Origin of the sequence: Megasphaera sp. (assembly GCF_047831605.1) — a bacterium.
GTDB lineage: Bacteria > Bacillota > Negativicutes > Veillonellales > Megasphaeraceae > Megasphaera > Megasphaera intestinihominis.
This window is the reverse complement of the sequence record NZ_CP181255.1, coordinates 1,124,950-1,142,258: the sequence shown is the minus strand read 5'-3', so window position 1 is coordinate 1,142,258 and position 17,309 is coordinate 1,124,950. Positions and strand designations below refer to the sequence as shown.

General features: G+C 54.5%; 14 protein-coding genes. 10 read left to right on the top strand and 4 right to left on the bottom strand.

All coding sequences use genetic code 11. The features are described 5' to 3' along the window. Positions 1–27 precede the first annotated feature (27 nt). From ACFWUB_RS05480 to ACFWUB_RS05465, 4 genes are read left to right on the top strand one after another with little or no spacing between them, the layout of a single operon-like run. Positions 28–2,190, top strand: coding sequence for an alpha-glucoside-specific PTS transporter subunit IIBC (locus tag ACFWUB_RS05480; RefSeq protein ID WP_416184363.1), 2,163 nt, complete (start codon positions 28–30; stop codon positions 2,188–2,190). 9 nt (positions 2,191–2,199) lie between these two features. Continuing rightward, positions 2,200–3,867 (top strand): glycoside hydrolase family 13 protein, encoded by a 1,668-nt coding sequence (locus tag ACFWUB_RS05475; RefSeq protein ID WP_292298200.1) that lies wholly within the window; start codon positions 2,200–2,202, stop codon positions 3,865–3,867. Between the two features lie 11 nt (positions 3,868–3,878). Then, positions 3,879–4,658 (top strand): HAD family hydrolase, encoded by a 780-nt coding sequence (locus ACFWUB_RS05470; protein ID WP_337465874.1) that lies wholly within the window; start codon positions 3,879–3,881, stop codon positions 4,656–4,658. A 17-nt stretch (positions 4,659–4,675) separates the two neighbouring features. Then, on the top strand, positions 4,676–6,100 hold the full coding sequence (locus tag ACFWUB_RS05465; RefSeq protein ID WP_416184362.1) for an S-layer homology domain-containing protein: 1,425 nt from the start codon (positions 4,676–4,678) through the stop codon (positions 6,098–6,100). Positions 6,101–6,683: 583 nt separating this feature from the next. Here the strand turns inward: ACFWUB_RS05465 and ACFWUB_RS05460 are convergent. The 4 genes from ACFWUB_RS05460 to ACFWUB_RS05445 form a co-directional block, all read right to left on the bottom strand. Further along, positions 6,684–8,090, bottom strand: coding sequence for a VWA-like domain-containing protein (locus tag ACFWUB_RS05460; RefSeq protein WP_416184361.1), 1,407 nt, complete (start codon positions 8,088–8,090; stop codon positions 6,684–6,686). Positions 8,091–8,096: 6 nt separating this feature from the next. Then, entirely contained in the window at positions 8,097–9,173 is a 1,077-nt protein-coding gene (locus ACFWUB_RS05455; protein ID WP_292105738.1) for an AAA family ATPase, read from the bottom strand. A gap of 10 nt (positions 9,174–9,183) precedes the next feature. Continuing rightward, entirely contained in the window at positions 9,184–9,981 is a 798-nt protein-coding gene (locus tag ACFWUB_RS05450) for a DUF4116 domain-containing protein (RefSeq protein WP_020309604.1), read from the bottom strand. 282 nt (positions 9,982–10,263) lie between these two features. Further along, on the bottom strand, positions 10,264–10,743 hold the full coding sequence (locus tag ACFWUB_RS05445) for a hypothetical protein (protein WP_020309605.1): 480 nt from the start codon (positions 10,741–10,743) through the stop codon (positions 10,264–10,266). 220 nt (positions 10,744–10,963) lie between these two features. On the opposite strand from ACFWUB_RS05445, the gene ACFWUB_RS05440 reads away from it, so the two are divergent. The 6 genes from ACFWUB_RS05440 to phnD all read left to right on the top strand — a co-directional run bounded on the left by ACFWUB_RS05440 (position 10,964) and on the right by phnD (position 17,308). Further along, positions 10,964–11,833 (top strand): LysR family transcriptional regulator, encoded by an 870-nt coding sequence (locus ACFWUB_RS05440; protein ID WP_416184360.1) that lies wholly within the window; start codon positions 10,964–10,966, stop codon positions 11,831–11,833. Between the two features lie 54 nt (positions 11,834–11,887). Further along, positions 11,888–12,580: an iron-sulfur cluster assembly scaffold protein gene (locus tag ACFWUB_RS05435; protein WP_014015341.1), complete on the top strand. Its 693-nt coding sequence runs from the start codon at positions 11,888–11,890 to the stop codon at positions 12,578–12,580. 12 nt (positions 12,581–12,592) lie between these two features. Next, positions 12,593–13,603, top strand: coding sequence for a GGGtGRT protein (locus tag ACFWUB_RS05430; RefSeq protein WP_014015340.1), 1,011 nt, complete (start codon positions 12,593–12,595; stop codon positions 13,601–13,603). 267 nt (positions 13,604–13,870) lie between these two features. Next, positions 13,871–14,809, top strand: coding sequence for an NlpC/P60 family protein (locus ACFWUB_RS05425; RefSeq protein ID WP_416184359.1), 939 nt, complete (start codon positions 13,871–13,873; stop codon positions 14,807–14,809). A gap of 129 nt (positions 14,810–14,938) precedes the next feature. Then, a complete protein-coding gene (locus tag ACFWUB_RS05420) occupies positions 14,939–16,288 on the top strand; it encodes an MFS transporter (protein ID WP_020309609.1) in 1,350 nt (449 codons plus the stop codon). Between the two features lie 99 nt (positions 16,289–16,387). Next, positions 16,388–17,308, top strand: coding sequence for a phosphate/phosphite/phosphonate ABC transporter substrate-binding protein (phnD, locus tag ACFWUB_RS05415; protein WP_020309610.1), 921 nt, complete (start codon positions 16,388–16,390; stop codon positions 17,306–17,308). Position 17,309: the final 1 nt, after the last annotated feature.

Below are 17,309 nucleotides of genomic sequence, written 5' to 3'. Positions count from 1 at the left end.
TTGTTTCACAAACGGGAGGAATTGTCTATGTCATTCAACAAGGACCGCGTGATGCAGGAACTGCAGCGTTTTGGCGGCGCTATGTACACACCGGTCATCTTATTCGCCTTCTTCGGGCTGACTGTCGCCTTGTCGATCATCTTCAGCAATACGGGCCTCTTCGGCAGCCTGGCAGAAAAAGGGACCCTCTGGTATGATTTCTGGTACGTCGTCCAGCAGGGCGCCTGGACCGTCTTCAATCAGATGCCGATCCTCTTTGCCATCGCCGTTCCCATTGGCTTTGCCAAGAAAGAACAGGCCCGCTGTGCCATGGAAGGTTTCGTCATCTACATGGTATTTAACTATTTCATCGCCGGTATCCTGACCCTTCACGGCAGCTACTTCGGCGTCGACTATAGTCAGAACGCCGGTGCCGGCACGGGCCTGGCCATGATTGCCAACATCAAGACCCTGGACATGGGCATGCTCGGCGCTATCTTCATTGCCTGCATCTCGGCCTACCTGCACAACCATTTCTATGATACGGAAATCCCGGACTGGCTCGGCATCTTCAAGGGACCGGCCTTCGTCGTCGCCGTCGGCTTCCTAGTCATGCTGCCCATGGCGCTCCTCTTCTGTTACATCTGGCCGCCTATCCAGCACGGTATCGAACAGTTCCAGTTCTTCCTCAAGACCAGCGGCATCTTCGGCGTCTGGGCTTACACCTTCTCGGAACGCATTCTCTTGCCGGCAGGCCTGCATCATTTTATTTACCTGCCCTTCATTTACGGTCCGGCTGTCTGCGACGGCGGCATCCAGGCTTACTGGCTGCAGCACCTCAATGATTTCGCCACCAGTGCTCATTCCCTGCGGGACATGTTCCCCCAAGGCGGCTTTGCCCTCCACGGCAGTGCCAAAGTCTTCGGCCTGCCCGGCGCAGCCCTGGCCATGTACTATTGTGCTAAACCGGAAAAACGCAAGAAAGTCGCAACCCTGCTCATTCCGGCTACGATTACAGCCGTCCTCTGCGGCATTACCGAACCGATTGAATTTACCTTCTTGTTCGTCGCTCCGCTCTTGTACGTCGTCCATGCCGTCTTAGCGGCTACCTTGTCGGCGACGCTCTATTTCATCGGCCTGTCGGGCAACTTCGGCGGCGGCCTCATCGACTGCTTCGTCCAGAACTGGATCCCCTTGTTCCGCTATCATGCCTGGACCTACATTTTGCAGATTGCCATTGGCCTCGGCTTTACGGCCATTTACTTCGTCGTCTTCCGCTTCCTCATCCTTCACTTCGATTTGCCCACGCCGGGCCGTACCGATGATGGCGGCGAAGACAAATTGTTCACCAAAGCGGAATACAAAGCCAAGAAAGAAATGGAAAAGAAAGGCATTGCCGGCGGTGCCGATGCCCTGAAAGCCCAGGTCTTCCTCGATTGCCTCGGCGGTCCGGATAACATCCGCGAAGTCACCAACTGCGCAACCCGCCTGCGCGTCACGGTCAACGACCCGGATAAGGTCGCTGCGACCAGCAAGTTCACCAATGCCGGTGCCTTTGGCCTGGTCAAGAACGGCCACGCCATCCAGGTCATCGTCGGCCTGTCCGTGCCCAATGTCCGCGGCCACTTCGACGCCCTCATGAAAGGGGAAATGCCGGCAGCCGTAGAAAGCACGGTTACGGAAACGAAAGAAGCCTCGGCAGAAACGCCGGCAGCTCCGGCTGCTGAATCCATCGCTTCCGTCGATGAAGACGACCGTTCCATGAAGCTGAAAGCCTTTGTCTCCGGCGACCTCGTCGACATCAGCGAAGTACCGGACGATGCCTTCTCGCAGAAGATGATGGGCGATGGCGTCGCTATCAAACCGTCGGGCGATACCATCGTCGCCCCGGCAGACGCGACCGTTTCCATGATCATGGAAAGCTCGCTCCATGCGATTGGCCTGGAACTGAGCAACGGTGCCGAAGTGCTCATCCACATCGGCTTGGATACAGTCAATATGAATGGCGACGGGTTCACGCTGCTGACCCAGCAGGACGCCCAGGTCAAAGCCGGTGACCCCTTGATCCGCTTCGACCGCGATGCCATCGCCAAAGCCGGCTATAACGACATCGTCATCATGGCCGTTACCAACTCGACGGAATACCCGCAGATGAAGAAGGAACCGGACCAGCCTGTCGTCGCTGGTGAAACACCGATTGTCATTTTCTAGGAGGATTTTATGGATACTTTGAAATGGTGGCAGCAGACGGCTGTCTATCAGATTTATCCCCGCAGCTTCCAGGACACGACGGGCAGCGGCGAAGGCGATATTGCAGGCGTTACGCGCCACTTGGATTATCTCAAGAAGCTCGGTGTCGGGGCCATCTGGCTGACGCCGGTCTACCCGTCGCCCATGGTCGACAACGGCTACGATATCAGCGATTATACGGCCATCGACGGGCGCTACGGCACGATAGAAGATATGGATACCCTCATTGCCGAAGGGAAGAAGCGGGATATCCGCGTCGTCATGGACCTGGTGTACAACCACACGTCGGACCAGCACGCCTGGTTCCAGGAATCGAAGCGCAGCCGCACGAACGACAAAGCGGACTGGTACATCTGGCGCGATGCCAAAGAAGACGGCTCGGCGCCGACGAACTGGCGCTCCATCTTCGGCGGCCCGGCCTGGACGTGGTGCGAAGAACGGCAGCAGTATTACCTGCACACCTTCGCCGTCGAACAGCCCGATTTGAACTGGGAAAATCCGGCCGTCCGCCAGGCCCTCTATGATGCGGCCAATTTCTGGATAGCCAAAGGCGTCGGCGGCTTCCGCATCGATGCCATCGTCTACATCAAGAAACCGGCCGTCTTCACAGACGGCCCCGTCGACGGCGCCGACGGCCTGTCGTCCATCCACAAGATGATCGCTAATACGCCGGGCATCCTCGACTTTCTCCACGAATTCCGCCGGAAGGTCTTCGACGGCCACGATATCTTCACCGTCGCCGAAGCCAACGGCGTCACGCCGGCTGACCTGCCCCAGTGGGTCGGTAAGGACGGGGCTTTCAGCATGCTCTTCGAGTTCAGCCATGTGAACCTGGAATTTCCTGACGATGAAGTCTGGTGCCGCGCTGAAAAATGGCCCCTGACCAAGCTCAAGAAGGCCCTGTCCGACAGCCAGCAGGCGACGGCAGCCAATGGCTGGTATCCCATCTTCTTCGAGAACCACGACCAGATACGCTGTGTCAACCGTTATTTCCCGGAAGGGACGGATAAGAAGAAGGCGGCCAAAGCCATGGCGACCATCTTGTTCAGCCTGCGCGGGACGCCCTTCATTTACGAAGGCCAGGAATTAGGCATGGCCAATACGGCTTTTGCCCGTATCGAAGACTACAATGACATTTCGACGCACGGCCAGTATCAGCTGGCCCTGGATGAAGGCTTTGCACCGGCAGAGGCCCTGCGCCTCGTCCAGGCCCACAGCCGCGATAATGCCCGGACGCCCATGCAGTGGACGACGGCAGCCCAGGCCGGCTTTACGACGGGGACGCCGTGGCTGCCCGTCCATGACGATTACCTGCAGTGCTGTGCTGAGAGCGAAGAACACGATGCTGATTCGGTCCTCTGGTACTACCGCCGCATCCAGGCCGAACGCTTCCAGGGGGAAGCGGCAGCCATCCTGCAGCGAGGGCGCTACGAAGAGCTGCTGGCTGATGATGAACGCATTTACGCTTTCAAGCGTATCTTAGACGACCAGGCGACATTGACGCTGGTCAATTTTACCAACGAAACCATCGATTATGACGCATCGCTGACGGAAGGCGCAACGGCCCTTCTGGGCAACTATGACGCCCAGAAAGCCGGAAGATTGCGCCCGGCCGAAGCCGTCATCTATCGTGTATGAGGAGGATTATTATGTTAAAAGTTGCTGCCAGCGATTATGACGGAACCCTGTTCCGCGACGATATCATTACGGCCCGCGATGCCGAAGCCATCCGCAGATGGCGGGCTGCAGGCCATAAATTCGGCGTCGTGTCCGGACGGGACCACGGCATGCTCATGCCCCAGCTCAAACACTATGGCGTCGAATATGATTACCTGGCCTGCAATAACGGCGGCCTCATCAGCGATGACCAGGACCGCGTCCTCTGGGAAGCCCGCATCGAACCGGCCGTCCTCAAGGCCGTCAGCAAGCTGGAGCTGGTCCGCAAGTCCTTCCATTTCTCCTTCTCTTCGCAGGACCGGACCTATCTCTGCCATGATTTGCCGGGCACCTGGGTCTGGCGGGAAGCGAAAGAATGGGACTATCCCATCGTGCCGATAACGGAAGATGACATCGACCATCTGCCCCAGACGATTCACCAGTATTCCCTGGGCTTCACCGATCCCGACGATGCCCTGGCAGCGAGCGAACAGGTCAACGCCCATTTCGGCGATACCGTCCATGCCTATCCCAACCGCTGCGCCGTCGACATCATCCCCTCCGATATCAGTAAACAACAGGCAATTGCCCACACGCTCTCCCTCTTTGGCTGGGACGGTGCGGACATCCTGGCTATTGGCGATGAAATCAACGACCTGCCCATGATCCTGGGCTATAACGGCTATACCGTCGCCACGGCCCGTCCGGCTATCCAGGACCAGGCTCGTAAAGTCTATGACAGCGTAGGGGCCATGCTGGAAGATAATTTATAAGAAAAGAGGTCCTTACCATGGATTTGAATAAAAAAGCCCTGGTTGTCCTGGCTGCCGTGACTCTCGGCACTGCCGGCACGGCCCTGGCCGCATCGGCTGACAGCTTCTCCGATGTCCCCCAAGACCACTGGTCCTATGAAGCCCTGGATTACCTGGCAAAAGAAGGCGTCATCGAAGGCATGGGCAACAGCACCTTTGAAGGCGGCCGCACCATGACCCGCTACGAAGTCGCCAGCATCGTCGCCAAAGCCATGCAAAAAGGCGGCGGCAACTTCGGGGACAAGACGGTCCTGGAAAAACTGCACGCCGAATATGCCGACGAAATCAACGTCTTGCAGCAGCAAGTCGCCAAGAACACCAAGCAGATCGAGCAGAATACCAAGGATATCCAGGAAAACAAGGAAAAAATCGACCGAGTCAAATTGTATGGCTTCATGCGTACACAGTACGATTATGACAAAGATACGACCTCCGGCACTATTGATAAACAGACGAATCGTTTTTACATGGACTTACGCGGCGACTTTAAGGTCAACGATTACTGGACGGTCAAGTTCCAAAGCGAAACGAACCGCCATTATAATGACGGTCATCGGAGGGCTAATGAAGGCGGCATCAATAATTATGGTAAAGATAATTACACTGGTCAAAAAACATGGTCTGGCCACGATGGCAATATGCAGAGAATCTGGGTTGAAGGTAAGAAAGATGGCCTGGGCTGGATTAATATAGGCCGTGCCTGGCGCGGATTAGGCTTCCAGAATGTCCTCGTCGGCAATGAAACCGATGGTTTGCAATTCGGTGTCCCCATCAAAGGAACGAACTTGACGGCCAGTGGGTTCTGGTTTGCTTCAACCGGGGATGGCAACAAAGAAAGCCTCTATGGTGCCGCAATTTGGGGACCTGTAGCTAAGAATTTGGATATCAATCTTGCCTATGCAAAGAGCAGTCTGGACAAAGGAGAAATTAATAATTCGGGCAATATTGACTATTACTATGCTGATTCCAATGATAAATATAAAATCAAGCCCAAATATGGTTACGGCGAAAAGAATCTAAGAAGTTATGGCTATGTCCTCAGTATGTCTACGAACATAAATAAAGACTTGCGCTTTATTGCCGACTATGCCAAGACCGATGCCGATTTCCAGAACAACAGCATCGCTTTGCGTTTGAATTACAAAGATGCTGATTATAAAAAGCCTGGCAGTTATGGTCTTTATCTGCGTTATATTAAATACGGCAAAAACGGCTGGCTCGCTGGGGATGACGAATGGAACTCCACTTGGTATGGTACCAAGGGTTGGATTGCCGGTGTCCGTTATGCCCCGTGGAAAAACATTATCTGGGAAACGATGTATTCCAAACAGAAACGCCACTGGAGTACGTCGGATGAATACGACCGAAATCTCTTCCGGACTGAACTGGACTTCCATTTTTAAGGCTTTTCATCGGACTCAGATGCGGCTGCGCCGCGACAGACTCAAACTAGCAACGACCTTTCGGGAAGCCCTCAGCGCGTAGCGGGCCGCCCGCTGCAACTGTCCGTCCGGGGACTATCCTGTACTGGACAGACCAGAAAAAATCTGGGCGGCCCCTACGGATGCGGCGTTTCGCCGCAACAGACTCATTGATTGTATTACGACCATGTGACATCTGTCATAAATTCCGTTCATTTACAGGATTCACGCGGCCTTTTTGACCCGGCAGGTGCCGACCAGCGGAAGGCGCAAGACGGTTGCCAAAACGGACAGCAGAGGCTGGACGCCTTAACAGGCGTCCCCTACGGAATCGCATACAGGCGATGAAAAAATAAACGCAGGCGGCCGGTCGCCGGTCGCAAAAAATACACGGCCAGCGGCCGTATACGTAGGGGCCGTCCTGAAAGGCGGCCCGCTGTGAGATTTTACCATGGCCTATTCGGGCATAATGGCAGGCCTTTACGAGCCACGAACCACGAGCTACTAACCACTAACCACTCAAAAAGGCGCTGTCTTCCTGTGACAGCGCCTTTTTATCTTTTATTCACGGCATACTGATGTCTTCCTGGTGGTTCATGGAGAAGCCGCCTTTTTCTACGTCGTCGAAGTCGAGGGACGGGTCGTATTCTGGAAGTTTGGTCAAGCGTTTGACCAGGCCGAAGGGCTTCTTCAGAGAGAGTTTATCTCCTTTGCCCGAGAGGACCCAGAGGACTTTGTAGCCTTTGGGCGGTGTCTGGAGTTTTTCTTCGCCTTTGCCGTCGGTGAAGTAGACGACGAGGTCGACGCGCTGGGTATTGGCGTAGGTGAAGACCGGGGAATAGGCCGTGCCGCCGCGGATGTCCAGGCGGCCGCGGACGTCGTCCATGGTGCGGATGCGGTAGGTGCGGCGGATTTCGTCGTCACATTCGGCGACGATGATTTCATGGTTGTAGCAGCGGACCAGGTGCAGGACTTCGCCGATGGCCTGGCGGAATTCGGCGTCGGTGATGCTGCCGCTGATGTCCAGGCCGATGAGGATTTTGGCCGTATGGGAGCGCAGGCAGCCCGGCAGGTCCAGCCGTTCTGGCTGGCGGCGGTTGCGGCGCATGGTCGTCTTTTTCCAGGTGCTGGTGACGGAGCCGACGAGCTTCTTCAGGTACCAGTGCCAGGGCAGATCTTCCTGGGCATCTTTCAGGGCTGCAATCATGCTTTCCAGATAGTTCGACAGTTCGCCTTTGCATGACGCGTCGATGTATTTTTCTGTGAATTTGCGCAGCGTCTCTTCGTCGATGTCGTCGCCTTCGTCCCATAAATCATGGGTCTTGGCCGGGTCGTAGGACACGGCGATGGATTCGTCGGAATCGCTGTCCGATTCGGGCAGGTCCTTCTTGTCGGTCCGCAGGTCCAGGGCGCCTTGAATCTTATCGACGTAGTATTCCAGGCTTTCAAAGGGCTTTAATAGCAGGGCATAGTTCATGTTCACCCATTCCAGGGTCGTCGAGAAGGGCGGCAGGTGGTCGAGGTAGGTGTTGACGACGACGTCCATGGCCAGATTGACGGCCAGCTTGCTGTATTGCTGCCGCAGTTCTTTGGCCCGGATGAGGTGGAGCGATACGACGTGGAGGATTTCGTGCTTGATGGTGCTCTCCATCTGTTCCGGCGACAGGGGCAGGAAGAGCATGGGGTTGAAATAGAGGTGATACCGCGTCCCCTTGAAGTTGGTCCCCGTCGGTGAAGCCATGTCGAAGCGGATTTCCTTGACCATTTGGAAGAGGAAATAGCCGAAGAAATTGTCTTTGTCTTCCATCAAGTGGCCGGTGATGCGGTCCAGGAAGGCGTAGAATTTCTTTTGGAAATCGGCTGGCACGTCCGGGACGCTCCCTGTCCGGCGCTGTTCGGCGAGGACGGCGTCGGCTACGATAGATGCCTGCTGATAGAGTAGATTGGCCGCAATGGGCAGTGACTGTTCCATAAGCTGTTATCGCAGGGAGCGGAAGGCGGCGAAGTAGCTGTCGATGAAGTCGTCGTTATCCAAAGCGCAGGCATAGACTTTGGGGTTGGCGGCTTTCATGTCCTTCATGACGCCGAGGCGCAGGTCGACCGGGTAGAGGGCCAGGAAGGCTACGAAGCGGGACAGGAGCGCCTGGGCCTGGCTGTCGTCGAGGCGGAGTTCATGTTCCAGCTGTTTAAGGATATTCTTGGCAGCCAGATAGAGGCGGGTGTGGCTTTCGCTGGCAATCCGGCTGGACAGGGCCGGGTCCAGGGACGGTCCGCCGAAGACGTCGTCATAAGCGATGAGGGGCTGGGCGTCGGACGTGACGAAATGGACGAATTCCTGGGCGATGAGTTTGCCGACGTTGCCGCGGATGACATTGTAGAAGACGCCCTGCGGGATGGCCGACGGGTCCTGTTTATAAATGTGGTACAGCTTGGAAATGCGTTCGTAACTGCGCGGCGTCGCATTGATATCGTCTTCGTTGGTCTTGTCCAGGTATTCCGGGAAGGTGGAAATGAATTCCATGACTTTTTCTTCGATGCCCGCTGTCGAGGCCCAATCGAGCCACTGCAGGTAATCGGCTTCCATATACAGCCAGACGAAGCGGTTCTGCTGGGCCGCATCCATTTCGACGACTTCGTAGTCGTAGGAATCGGCCGGGTTCATGGCGGCGATGATGTGGACCGACGGTGATAAGACGTAACCGTTGATTTCACGGTTGAGGATGAGGTTCATCAGTTCCTGCTGGACGGCGTGGTCGCAGCGGTTGATTTCGTCGATGAACAAGAGGACCGTCTTGCCCTTGGCAATTTCTTCGTCGATTTTGCGGAGTTTATGGTGAACGGCGTAAATCGTCGTGCCCGCTTCGACCGTAGGCAGGCCGCCGATTTCCCCTTCTTTGAGGAGGTTGCCGTCGATGCCGACGAGGCTCCAGTCGTTCTTAGCAGCCAGTTCCCGGGCCAGGGAGGTCTTGCCGATACCCGTTTCGCCGACGAGCAGTGGGACTTCGCCGGCTTTGAGGACTAATTCTACGCTTTTGAAAGTATCTGTAAAGTTCATGATTTCGCTCCTATTTCAATGTCAATTTTTCATCTACTGTGATGCGGCGGGCCTTCTTGCTGCCGCAATCGTCGACGAGGAGGACTTTATCAGCCGGCGTCAGGTCGACGGCGCTGCAGGTAATGAAGTTGCGGACGTAGTCTTCCGGCACGTCATCCCGGGACAAGACGGCCTTGAAGGTGTTGCGCCAGTCATCGGGCGTCAGGGAAATGCCCTTGGGCATATATTTGCTGACCAGGACGTTGCGGCTGAGGAAGTGGAGGAACTCTTCTTTGCTGATGTCCGGGATGAGGCGGATGGCCTGTTCATTTTCGCTGATGGCCAGTTCTTTCGCTTCTTCTGTCGGTTTTTCGATGTAGCGCAGGGCTTCGTAATTGCCGCGGATGGCAGCCAGCTGGACGGCCGGTGTCGGATGCTGGATGTATTTGATGGCGTCGTAATTCTTTTCTACGGCCCGCAGCTGCAGGTCTTCGTCCGGGTCTTTGACGTATTTGATGGCCCAGCCGGACTGTTCCAGGGCGGCGTCGATGAGTTCCGGTGACGGATTTTTGATATAGCTCAAGTTGTTCCAGCCGGACTGGACGGCTTGCAGGAGCATGTCTTCCGAGGGATGGTCGATGAATTGGATGGCCCGCGCCGTGTTGGCGACGGCGGCTTTCTGGACGGCTTCGGAAGGATGCTTGATGTATTGCAGGGCCAGGCCGTTCATCTGGACAGCCAGGAGCTGCATTTCTTCCGACGGATTTTCGATGCGGTCGATTACATAGGGATTGTTGCGGATCATATTCATATATTTTTCATTCGTCATGTCAGGTCCCCTTCATTTCATATAATAAAGATTCATTGCCTCTATTATACAATAGCTGCGGGCCGGAGGGAACTATTTTAAGTGGCTGGTGGTTAGCAGCTAGTGGCCAGGGGATGGTTTTAAATTTTTTACCATTTGCTGCAAACTTAAAACTCAAAAAGGGGCTGTCGCACATGCGACAGCCCCTTTTCTGTAAACGATGTTGATAGAGAAACCTCTCAGTCAGCTTCGCTGACAGCTCTCCTATAAGGAGAGCCACTGCGAGCCACTAGCCACGAGCCACTAATCCTTCTGCGGCGTGAGGGCGGCAAAGTGATGCAGGGCCGTGTACATGTCGCGGACGTTTTTGAACTGGACCGTGTCGATCTTGACGGCATAGTCTGTTCCATCGGGCCGGTAGACCTTGGTCAGATCGGCTTTCAGGTCGTATGTCCCTTTGCGCTTGTTGGCGTGCAGGGCCGCTTTGTATTCGTTGATCTGGTGGATTTCCTGGCCCATCTGGAAGACCAGGTCGTCGCGGATGCCGGCGTATTTTTCGACGTACAGCGTCAGGTTCATGTTTTCGATGCTGTTTGGATAGTCCATGGTCTGCATGGCCCGGAGGGAATCCATATCGGCATAGACGATGCCGTCCGGGCTGGTGCTGATGACCCGGTAACGGCTGGGATTATTGACTAGGGTCTGGGAATCCATGGCATTGGCTGTCAGGCAGCCCAGGGCCAGGAGCAGGGACGCGCAGAGTGTCGTCATTTTTTTCATCATAATGATTCATCCTTTCTTGTATTTGATAAGTTAATCGTTTATCCTTATTATACCATGAGGGTCTCGTCTACTACAAGCGGACGGAAACGGGCCGGCATCGAAATCGATGGGAGCGAAGTCGTCCCATGTGTATACATAAAATGCCCACTTTTTTCTTGATAAAAATTTTGAAATATCATAAAATTATCTTATGGGAAACGCAAAGAAAGGAAAGGGTGCTATGTTAGATTTTCGTATCCATACATTTTTGTGCGTTTGCCGTCACATGAACTATACCCGGGCTGCTGCGGAACTGCACATCACACAGCCTGCCGTTTCTCAGCATATTCGCTATTTAGAACGCGAATACGGGACCAAACTCTTTAGTTACAAGGGGAAACACCTGCAGCTGACCCAGGCTGGTCACATCCTTTGGAATGCCGTGACTGCCATCAGCCATGACGATGCCATCTTGAAAGAGCATCTCCGTGATTTGCAGCATAACCGCTCCTTGTCTTTTGGTGCGACGCCAACGGCTGGCGTGGGGATTCTCGATAAGTTGGCTGACCTGCTCAAGCATAACGACGATATGAATCTCCGCATGGAAATTGCCGATGCTGAAAAACTGCTCCAGTCCCTGGATGATGGTGCCATTGATTTCGCCATCGTCGAAAGCTCCTTTGACCAGGGGTGCTATGAATCGCTCTTATTTTCTAATGAACCGATTGTCGCTGTCTGCGGCACAGGCTATGAAGCGCCGGAGGAAATGATACTGTCTGAACTCATGCGCTATCGGGTCATCGTCCGCGAACGCCATGCCGGCGCCCGCCGGATTTTAGAACATAAGCTGGCAGAACAGGGGTACACACTGGAACATTTCCCGGCCCGCTATGAAGTAGGCAGCTTGTCAGCCGTCAAAGGGCTGGCCTGCCGCGACTGCGGTATTGCATTTCTATATGAAAAATCGGTTCAGAAAGAACTGGCTGACGGGACGCTGCGGCGCATTGTCGTCAAGGATTTTTCCGTCATGCACGCATTTTCATTCTTGTGGCGCAAAGGCAGCATGTATCGCGCTTTATTCACACAGATATACGACCAGTTGAAGGACTGAGTCCTATACGTGCTACTTTTTATTTCTCATACATTTTGAAAGGGTGAAGAGAACATGTTATATTCAACAGAAGTTAAGAATATGTGTCCCGTCACGAAAGGCGCATATCACGGACCGGCACCGATTCCGGAAGAAGGCGAATGGGTACAGGTAAAGGAAATCAAAGATGTAAGCGGTCTGACCCACGGTGTAGGCTGGTGTGCTCCGCAGCAGGGCGCCTGCAAGCTGACCCTCAACGTCAAAGACGGCATCATCGAAGAAGCCCTCGTTGAAACTATCGGCTGTTCCGGCATGACTCATTCTGCTGCTATGGCTTCGGAAATCCTTCCGGGCAAAACGCTTCTTGAAGCCCTCAACACCGACCTGGTCTGCGATGCTATCAACGTCGCTATGCGCCAGCTCTTTCTCCAGATCGTCTATGGCCGTACCCAGACGGCATTCTCCGAAGGCGGTCTCCCCATCGGCGCCAGCCTGGACGACCTCGGCAAAGGCCTGCGCAGCCAGACCGGCACCATGTTCGGTACGAAAGCCAAAGGCACGCGTTATCTGGAAATGACCGAAGGCTATGTCACCCGCATGGCACTCGATGAAGACAACCAGGTCATCGGCTATGAATTCATCCACCTCGGCAAAATGATGGAAGCCATCAAGAAAGGCGTTGAACCGGCAAAAGCCATGGAAGACGCAAAAGGCCATTATGGCCGCTTTGAAGAAGCAGCTTCGTATATCGATCCGAGACAGCAATAGGAGGGCAAAAACATGGAATTATTTGAAAGCTACGACAGAAGAATTGATAAGATCCTCGGCGTACTGAAAGAATACGGTATCGGCAGCGTTGAAGAATGTCGCGATATCTGTGCAGCTGCCGGCTTGGATCCCTATAAAATCGTCAAAGACGTACAGCCTATCGCATTTGAAAATGCCGGCTGGGCATACACCGTTGGCGCCGCTATCGCCATCAAGACCAATGCACGCACGGCTGTAGAAGCTGCGAAAGCTATCGGCATCGGCCTCCAGTCCTTCTGCATCCCCGGTTCGGTTGCTGAAGACCGCAAAGTCGGCCGCGGCCACGGCAACCTGGCAGCGATGCTCTTGCAGGATGAAACGAAATGCTTCTGCTTCCTCGCAGGCCACGAATCCTTTGCAGCTGCTGAAGGTGCTATCGGCATCGTCCGCAATGCCAACAAGGCTCGTAAAGTGCCTCTCCGCGTCATCCTCAACGGCCTCGGCAAAGACGCTGCTCAGATCATTTCCCGTATCAACGGCTTCACCTATGTTCAGACCCAGTTCGATTACAAAACGGGTGAACTGAACATCGTCCGTGAAATCCCGTATTCCAAGAGCGAACGGGCCAATGTCCGCTGCTTCGGTGCCGACGATGTCCGCGAAGGCGTCGCTATCATGCACCACGAAGGCGTCGACGTTTCCATTACGGGCAACTCGACCAACCCGACCCGCTTCCAGCACCCCGTTGCCGGTACATATAAGAAAGAATGTATCGAAATGGGCAAGAAATACTTCTCCGTTGCATCCGGCGGCGGCACAGGCCGTACACTCCATCCGGACAACATGGCTGCCGGCCCGGCTTCTTACGGCATGACCGATACCATGGGCCGTATGCACAGCGACGCACAGTTCGCTGGTTCTTCGTCCGTACCGGCTCACGTAGAAATGATGGGCTTCCTCGGCATGGGCAACAACCCCATGGTTGGCGCGTCCGTAGCCGTAGCTGTAGCCGTAGAAGGCGCTGCCAAAGCTGGCAAATTCTAATAAAATCCGTATGTAAAAAAAAGAGGCTGTCGCATTAAGACAGCCTCTTTTTGAGCTTTAAGTTTGTAGTTTTTAGTTTGCAGCAAATGGTAAAAGATTTAAAGTAATCTTCTACAAACTACAAACTCCGTACTACAAGCTATAAAGTGAAAGGAATCTCGCATGATGGTATAAGCCTTCGTGCGACAATGGCCCCATACTATAAATGTGGCGAAAAAAATGGTATAATTAATTATCTATGTTACAAATTTGGGAAAGGGGTATTCCATGGATACGACAAAGAAGATAGCCGTTATGCTGGGGGTGTGCTTCATGACGTCCCTGTCGGTGGCTGGTGCGACGTTCCATCCCGGTGACAAGGGACATCAGATTACTGAAATCCAGCAGGCTTTGACGGCGCATGGTTATGATACGGATGCGGATGGCGACTATGGCGATTCGACCCAGGCCGCAGTCCGTCAGTTCCAGGCAGACCACGGACTGGATTGTGATGGCATCATCGGCGCCGCTACGTATGAAGCCCTCATGGGGGAAGCCATGCCGGAAAACAGGACTTCGCAGGGAGGGGCGGCTTCGGACGCTTTGCCGGCTGTTACGGCAGACAATGAAGTCCGCGTGATCCAGCAGGCACTGGCCAATAATGGTTATACCGTCGATGTCGATGGCGTTTTTGGCGTCGGGACGGAACAGGCCATCCGCCAGTTCCAGGCCGACCATGGGCTGAAAACGGACGGCATCGTCGGCCAGTCGACTTTTTATGCCCTTACCGGGCAGGGCCTGCCCAACGGTCCTATCCGCCGTTTCGGCAATGGCGGATATAATGGCCTGGCCCGCGTCGAAAGTCCGGCGGCTACGCATATCCTCGACATTGCCAACCAGTATATCGGCGTTCCCTATATCTTTGGCGGTTCGACGCCGTCCGGCTTCGACTGCTCCGGCTTCACGCGCTACGTCTATTCGGCAGCCGGCATCGACTTGCCGCGCAGTGCCGACGAACAGTATGGCGTAGGTTATTCCGTTTCCATGGCTAACCTGCAGCCTGGCGACCTGGTCTTCTTCTCGACGTACGACTCGGGCATTTCCCACGTCGGCATCTATATCGGCAATCACCAGTTCATCAATGCCGCCAGCGATGGCGTCAGCATCTCCGATATGGACAGCAGTTATTGGGCTGCCCGCTACATCGGAGCCAAACGTGTCATGTAATGTCAGAAAAACTCCTACAGAAAAATCAGAATTTTTCGGCTACCGTCAGCAAAATCCGTTCCTTATAATAGAAACCGTAAATTGCGGAATTATGATTACGGATTTTTGCAACGGAAGGAGTTTTTCACTATGTTCAACCTGATTTGGAATTTTTTCAAGACCGCTCCGGATGCTCCGCAGATGACGGATGCCGCGGCGATTAAGAAGAAATTCAATGCCATGCGCTGGCGCGTCTTTGCGTCCATTACCATCGGCTATGCCTTTTACTACATCATCCGCCAGAGTTACTCGGTCATCAAGAAGCCGCTCCTGGCTTCGGGGATCGTCACGCCGACGGAAATCGGTATCATCGGTTCTATTTTCTTTGTGACCTACGGTCTTGGGAAGTTCACCAACAGCTTCCTGGCAGACCGGATGAACAATAAACGGTTTTTCTCATTCGGCCTGTTCATTTCCTCGCTTACCATGGTCGGCATGGGGCTGGTCAATTCCTTTGTCCCCCTGGCCGTCTTGTGGGGCTTTAATGGCTGGTTCCAGTCGTATGGTGCCGGGCCGTCTATCGTTTCCCTTAACCAGTGGTTCAGCAATAAACAACGCGGGACCTTATATGGCATCTGGTTCACGAGCCACAATCTCGGCTCTTCTTTCGCTTACTTTGCCATTGCTGCCATCGTCTCCATGTATAACTGGTCTATGGGATTCATTTCGGCCGGCATCATTTCCCTGGTCGGTACGGTCTTCATCTACTTTGGCATGAGTGACCGCCCGGAAACGCAGGGCCTGCCGAATGGGGCTGTCTACTATGGGGAAAAGACACAGGAACAGATCGACGAAGAAAAGAAAAAATCCGTCGGTGCCATGCAGTGGAATGCTGTCGTCAAGAATCCGGCCGTCTGGATCCTCGGCTTGTCCTCGCTCTGCGTCTATATTGCCCGCTATGCCATCGAAAGCTGGGGCGTCGTCTATCTGACCTCGCAGAAGGGCTATGACATCATGGGCGCTGCCGGCGTCATGGCTTACATGCAGGTAGCCGGTATCTTCGGGGCTCTGTTGTGCGGCGTCATTTCTGACAAATTCTTTAACCACAAGCGCAACATGCCGGCCTTGCTGTACGGGATTTTCTACTCCCTGTCGATTGCCGGTTTCCTCTGGGCACCGCAGTCGTTCACCATGGATATGCTGTGCATGACCTTCTACGGCTTCACGATGGGCGCCCTGGTCTGCTACATGGGCGGCCTCATGGCTGTCGATATCGTACCGAAGCGCGTCACCGGGGCAGCCATGGGCATGATCGGCCTGCTCAGTTATGCCGGTGCAGCTATCCAGGAATTCATCACTGGGAAGCTCATGACGATTACCGTCGTCAACGGCGTCAAGACCTATGATTTCGGCATGGCTACGGAATTCTGGGTCGGTGCCGCCATCGCTTCGACCGTATTGGCCCTCCTCGTATGGAACGCCAAACCGAAAGAAGATTGATTCGTTAATTTGAAAGAGGTTGTCTTAATGTGACAACCTCTTTTTGCGCATCTCCATCCTGTATGATATAGTAAACGTAATGATTTATGGAGGTAACAGATGAAACGGGTCCTTTCACTGATCGTGCTGGTCATGCTTTCTTTGTTCTGCGCAGCCTGTGCCCGTCCGCAGGGCTATATCGACTTCACCCAGCCTCAGGATACGCATCCGGCTGCAGAGGAACCGGATACGAAGCCGCTGCGCATCGCCTTTGCGTCGGTCATGTCGCCGAAGGAAACGCGGCAGGTATACCAGCAGATCGTCAATTATATTTCGCAGCAGGAAAACCGGCCGGCCATCCTCATCCAGCGCCGGACCTATGAAGAACTGAATACGCTGCTGGCCAATGGCGATGCCGACGTGGCCTTTTCTTCGACTGGGGCCTATGCGGCTTATCAAGGTCATGAGCCCATTGAACTGCTGGCCATGACCGAAACGAATGGCTCGTCGTATTATCAGACGTACATCATTACGGCCGCAGACAGCGACATCACCGATAAACACCAGCTCCAGGGGCGGGTCTTTGCTTTTACGGACCCCTTGAGCTATTCTGGCTGCCTGGCCATTACTTTCCGCCTGGCCCAGCAGGGGACGACGCCAGAGCAGTTCTTTAAGCGCTTCTTCTTCACTCACGGCCATGACAAGTCCATCTGGGCCGTGGCCAATCACTTGGCCGACGCGGCTGGCGTGGACAGCCAGATTTATGAGCTCATAGAGCAGACGAATCCCCAGCTGGCCCGGCAGGTGCGGGTGCTGGAAAAGATGCCGGAAGCGCCGACAGGGCCTATCGTCGTGCGCAGCAGCTTGGACTCGGAAGAAAAGGCGTCCTTGCGGCGGATATTCTATACGATGCACGAAAACCCCGATTTATCGCGGTCCATGAAGACTATTGTCATCGACCGCTTCGTAGCTCCCGATACGGCGGCTTATGAGCAGTTCAAGCGGCAGTATGCGGAACAGAGACGATTGGCAGGGACTTGAT

What these genes read in the sequence shown, in the direction of transcription:
- ACFWUB_RS05440 (WP_416184360.1), top strand. Translation starts at nt 10,964, where the DNA reads ATGTTAGATTTTCGTATCCATACATTTTTGTGCGTTTGCCGTCACATG.
- ACFWUB_RS05475 (WP_292298200.1), top strand. Translation starts at nt 2,200, where the DNA reads ATGGATACTTTGAAATGGTGGCAGCAGACGGCTGTCTATCAGATTTAT.
- phnD (WP_020309610.1), top strand. Translation starts at nt 16,388, where the DNA reads ATGAAACGGGTCCTTTCACTGATCGTGCTGGTCATGCTTTCTTTGTTC.
- ACFWUB_RS05435 (WP_014015341.1), top strand. Translation starts at nt 11,888, where the DNA reads ATGTTATATTCAACAGAAGTTAAGAATATGTGTCCCGTCACGAAAGGC.
- ACFWUB_RS05450 (WP_020309604.1), bottom strand. Translation starts at nt 9,981, where the DNA reads ATGACGAATGAAAAATATATGAATATGATCCGCAACAATCCCTATGTA.
- ACFWUB_RS05445 (WP_020309605.1), bottom strand. Translation starts at nt 10,743, where the DNA reads ATGATGAAAAAAATGACGACACTCTGCGCGTCCCTGCTCCTGGCCCTG.
- ACFWUB_RS05465 (WP_416184362.1), top strand. Translation starts at nt 4,676, where the DNA reads ATGGATTTGAATAAAAAAGCCCTGGTTGTCCTGGCTGCCGTGACTCTC.
- ACFWUB_RS05480 (WP_416184363.1), top strand. Translation starts at nt 28, where the DNA reads ATGTCATTCAACAAGGACCGCGTGATGCAGGAACTGCAGCGTTTTGGC.
- ACFWUB_RS05460 (WP_416184361.1), bottom strand. Translation starts at nt 8,090, where the DNA reads ATGGAACAGTCACTGCCCATTGCGGCCAATCTACTCTATCAGCAGGCA.
- ACFWUB_RS05455 (WP_292105738.1), bottom strand. Translation starts at nt 9,173, where the DNA reads ATGAACTTTACAGATACTTTCAAAAGCGTAGAATTAGTCCTCAAAGCC.
- ACFWUB_RS05425 (WP_416184359.1), top strand. Translation starts at nt 13,871, where the DNA reads ATGGATACGACAAAGAAGATAGCCGTTATGCTGGGGGTGTGCTTCATG.
- ACFWUB_RS05470 (WP_337465874.1), top strand. Translation starts at nt 3,879, where the DNA reads ATGTTAAAAGTTGCTGCCAGCGATTATGACGGAACCCTGTTCCGCGAC.
- ACFWUB_RS05430 (WP_014015340.1), top strand. Translation starts at nt 12,593, where the DNA reads ATGGAATTATTTGAAAGCTACGACAGAAGAATTGATAAGATCCTCGGC.
- ACFWUB_RS05420 (WP_020309609.1), top strand. Translation starts at nt 14,939, where the DNA reads ATGTTCAACCTGATTTGGAATTTTTTCAAGACCGCTCCGGATGCTCCG.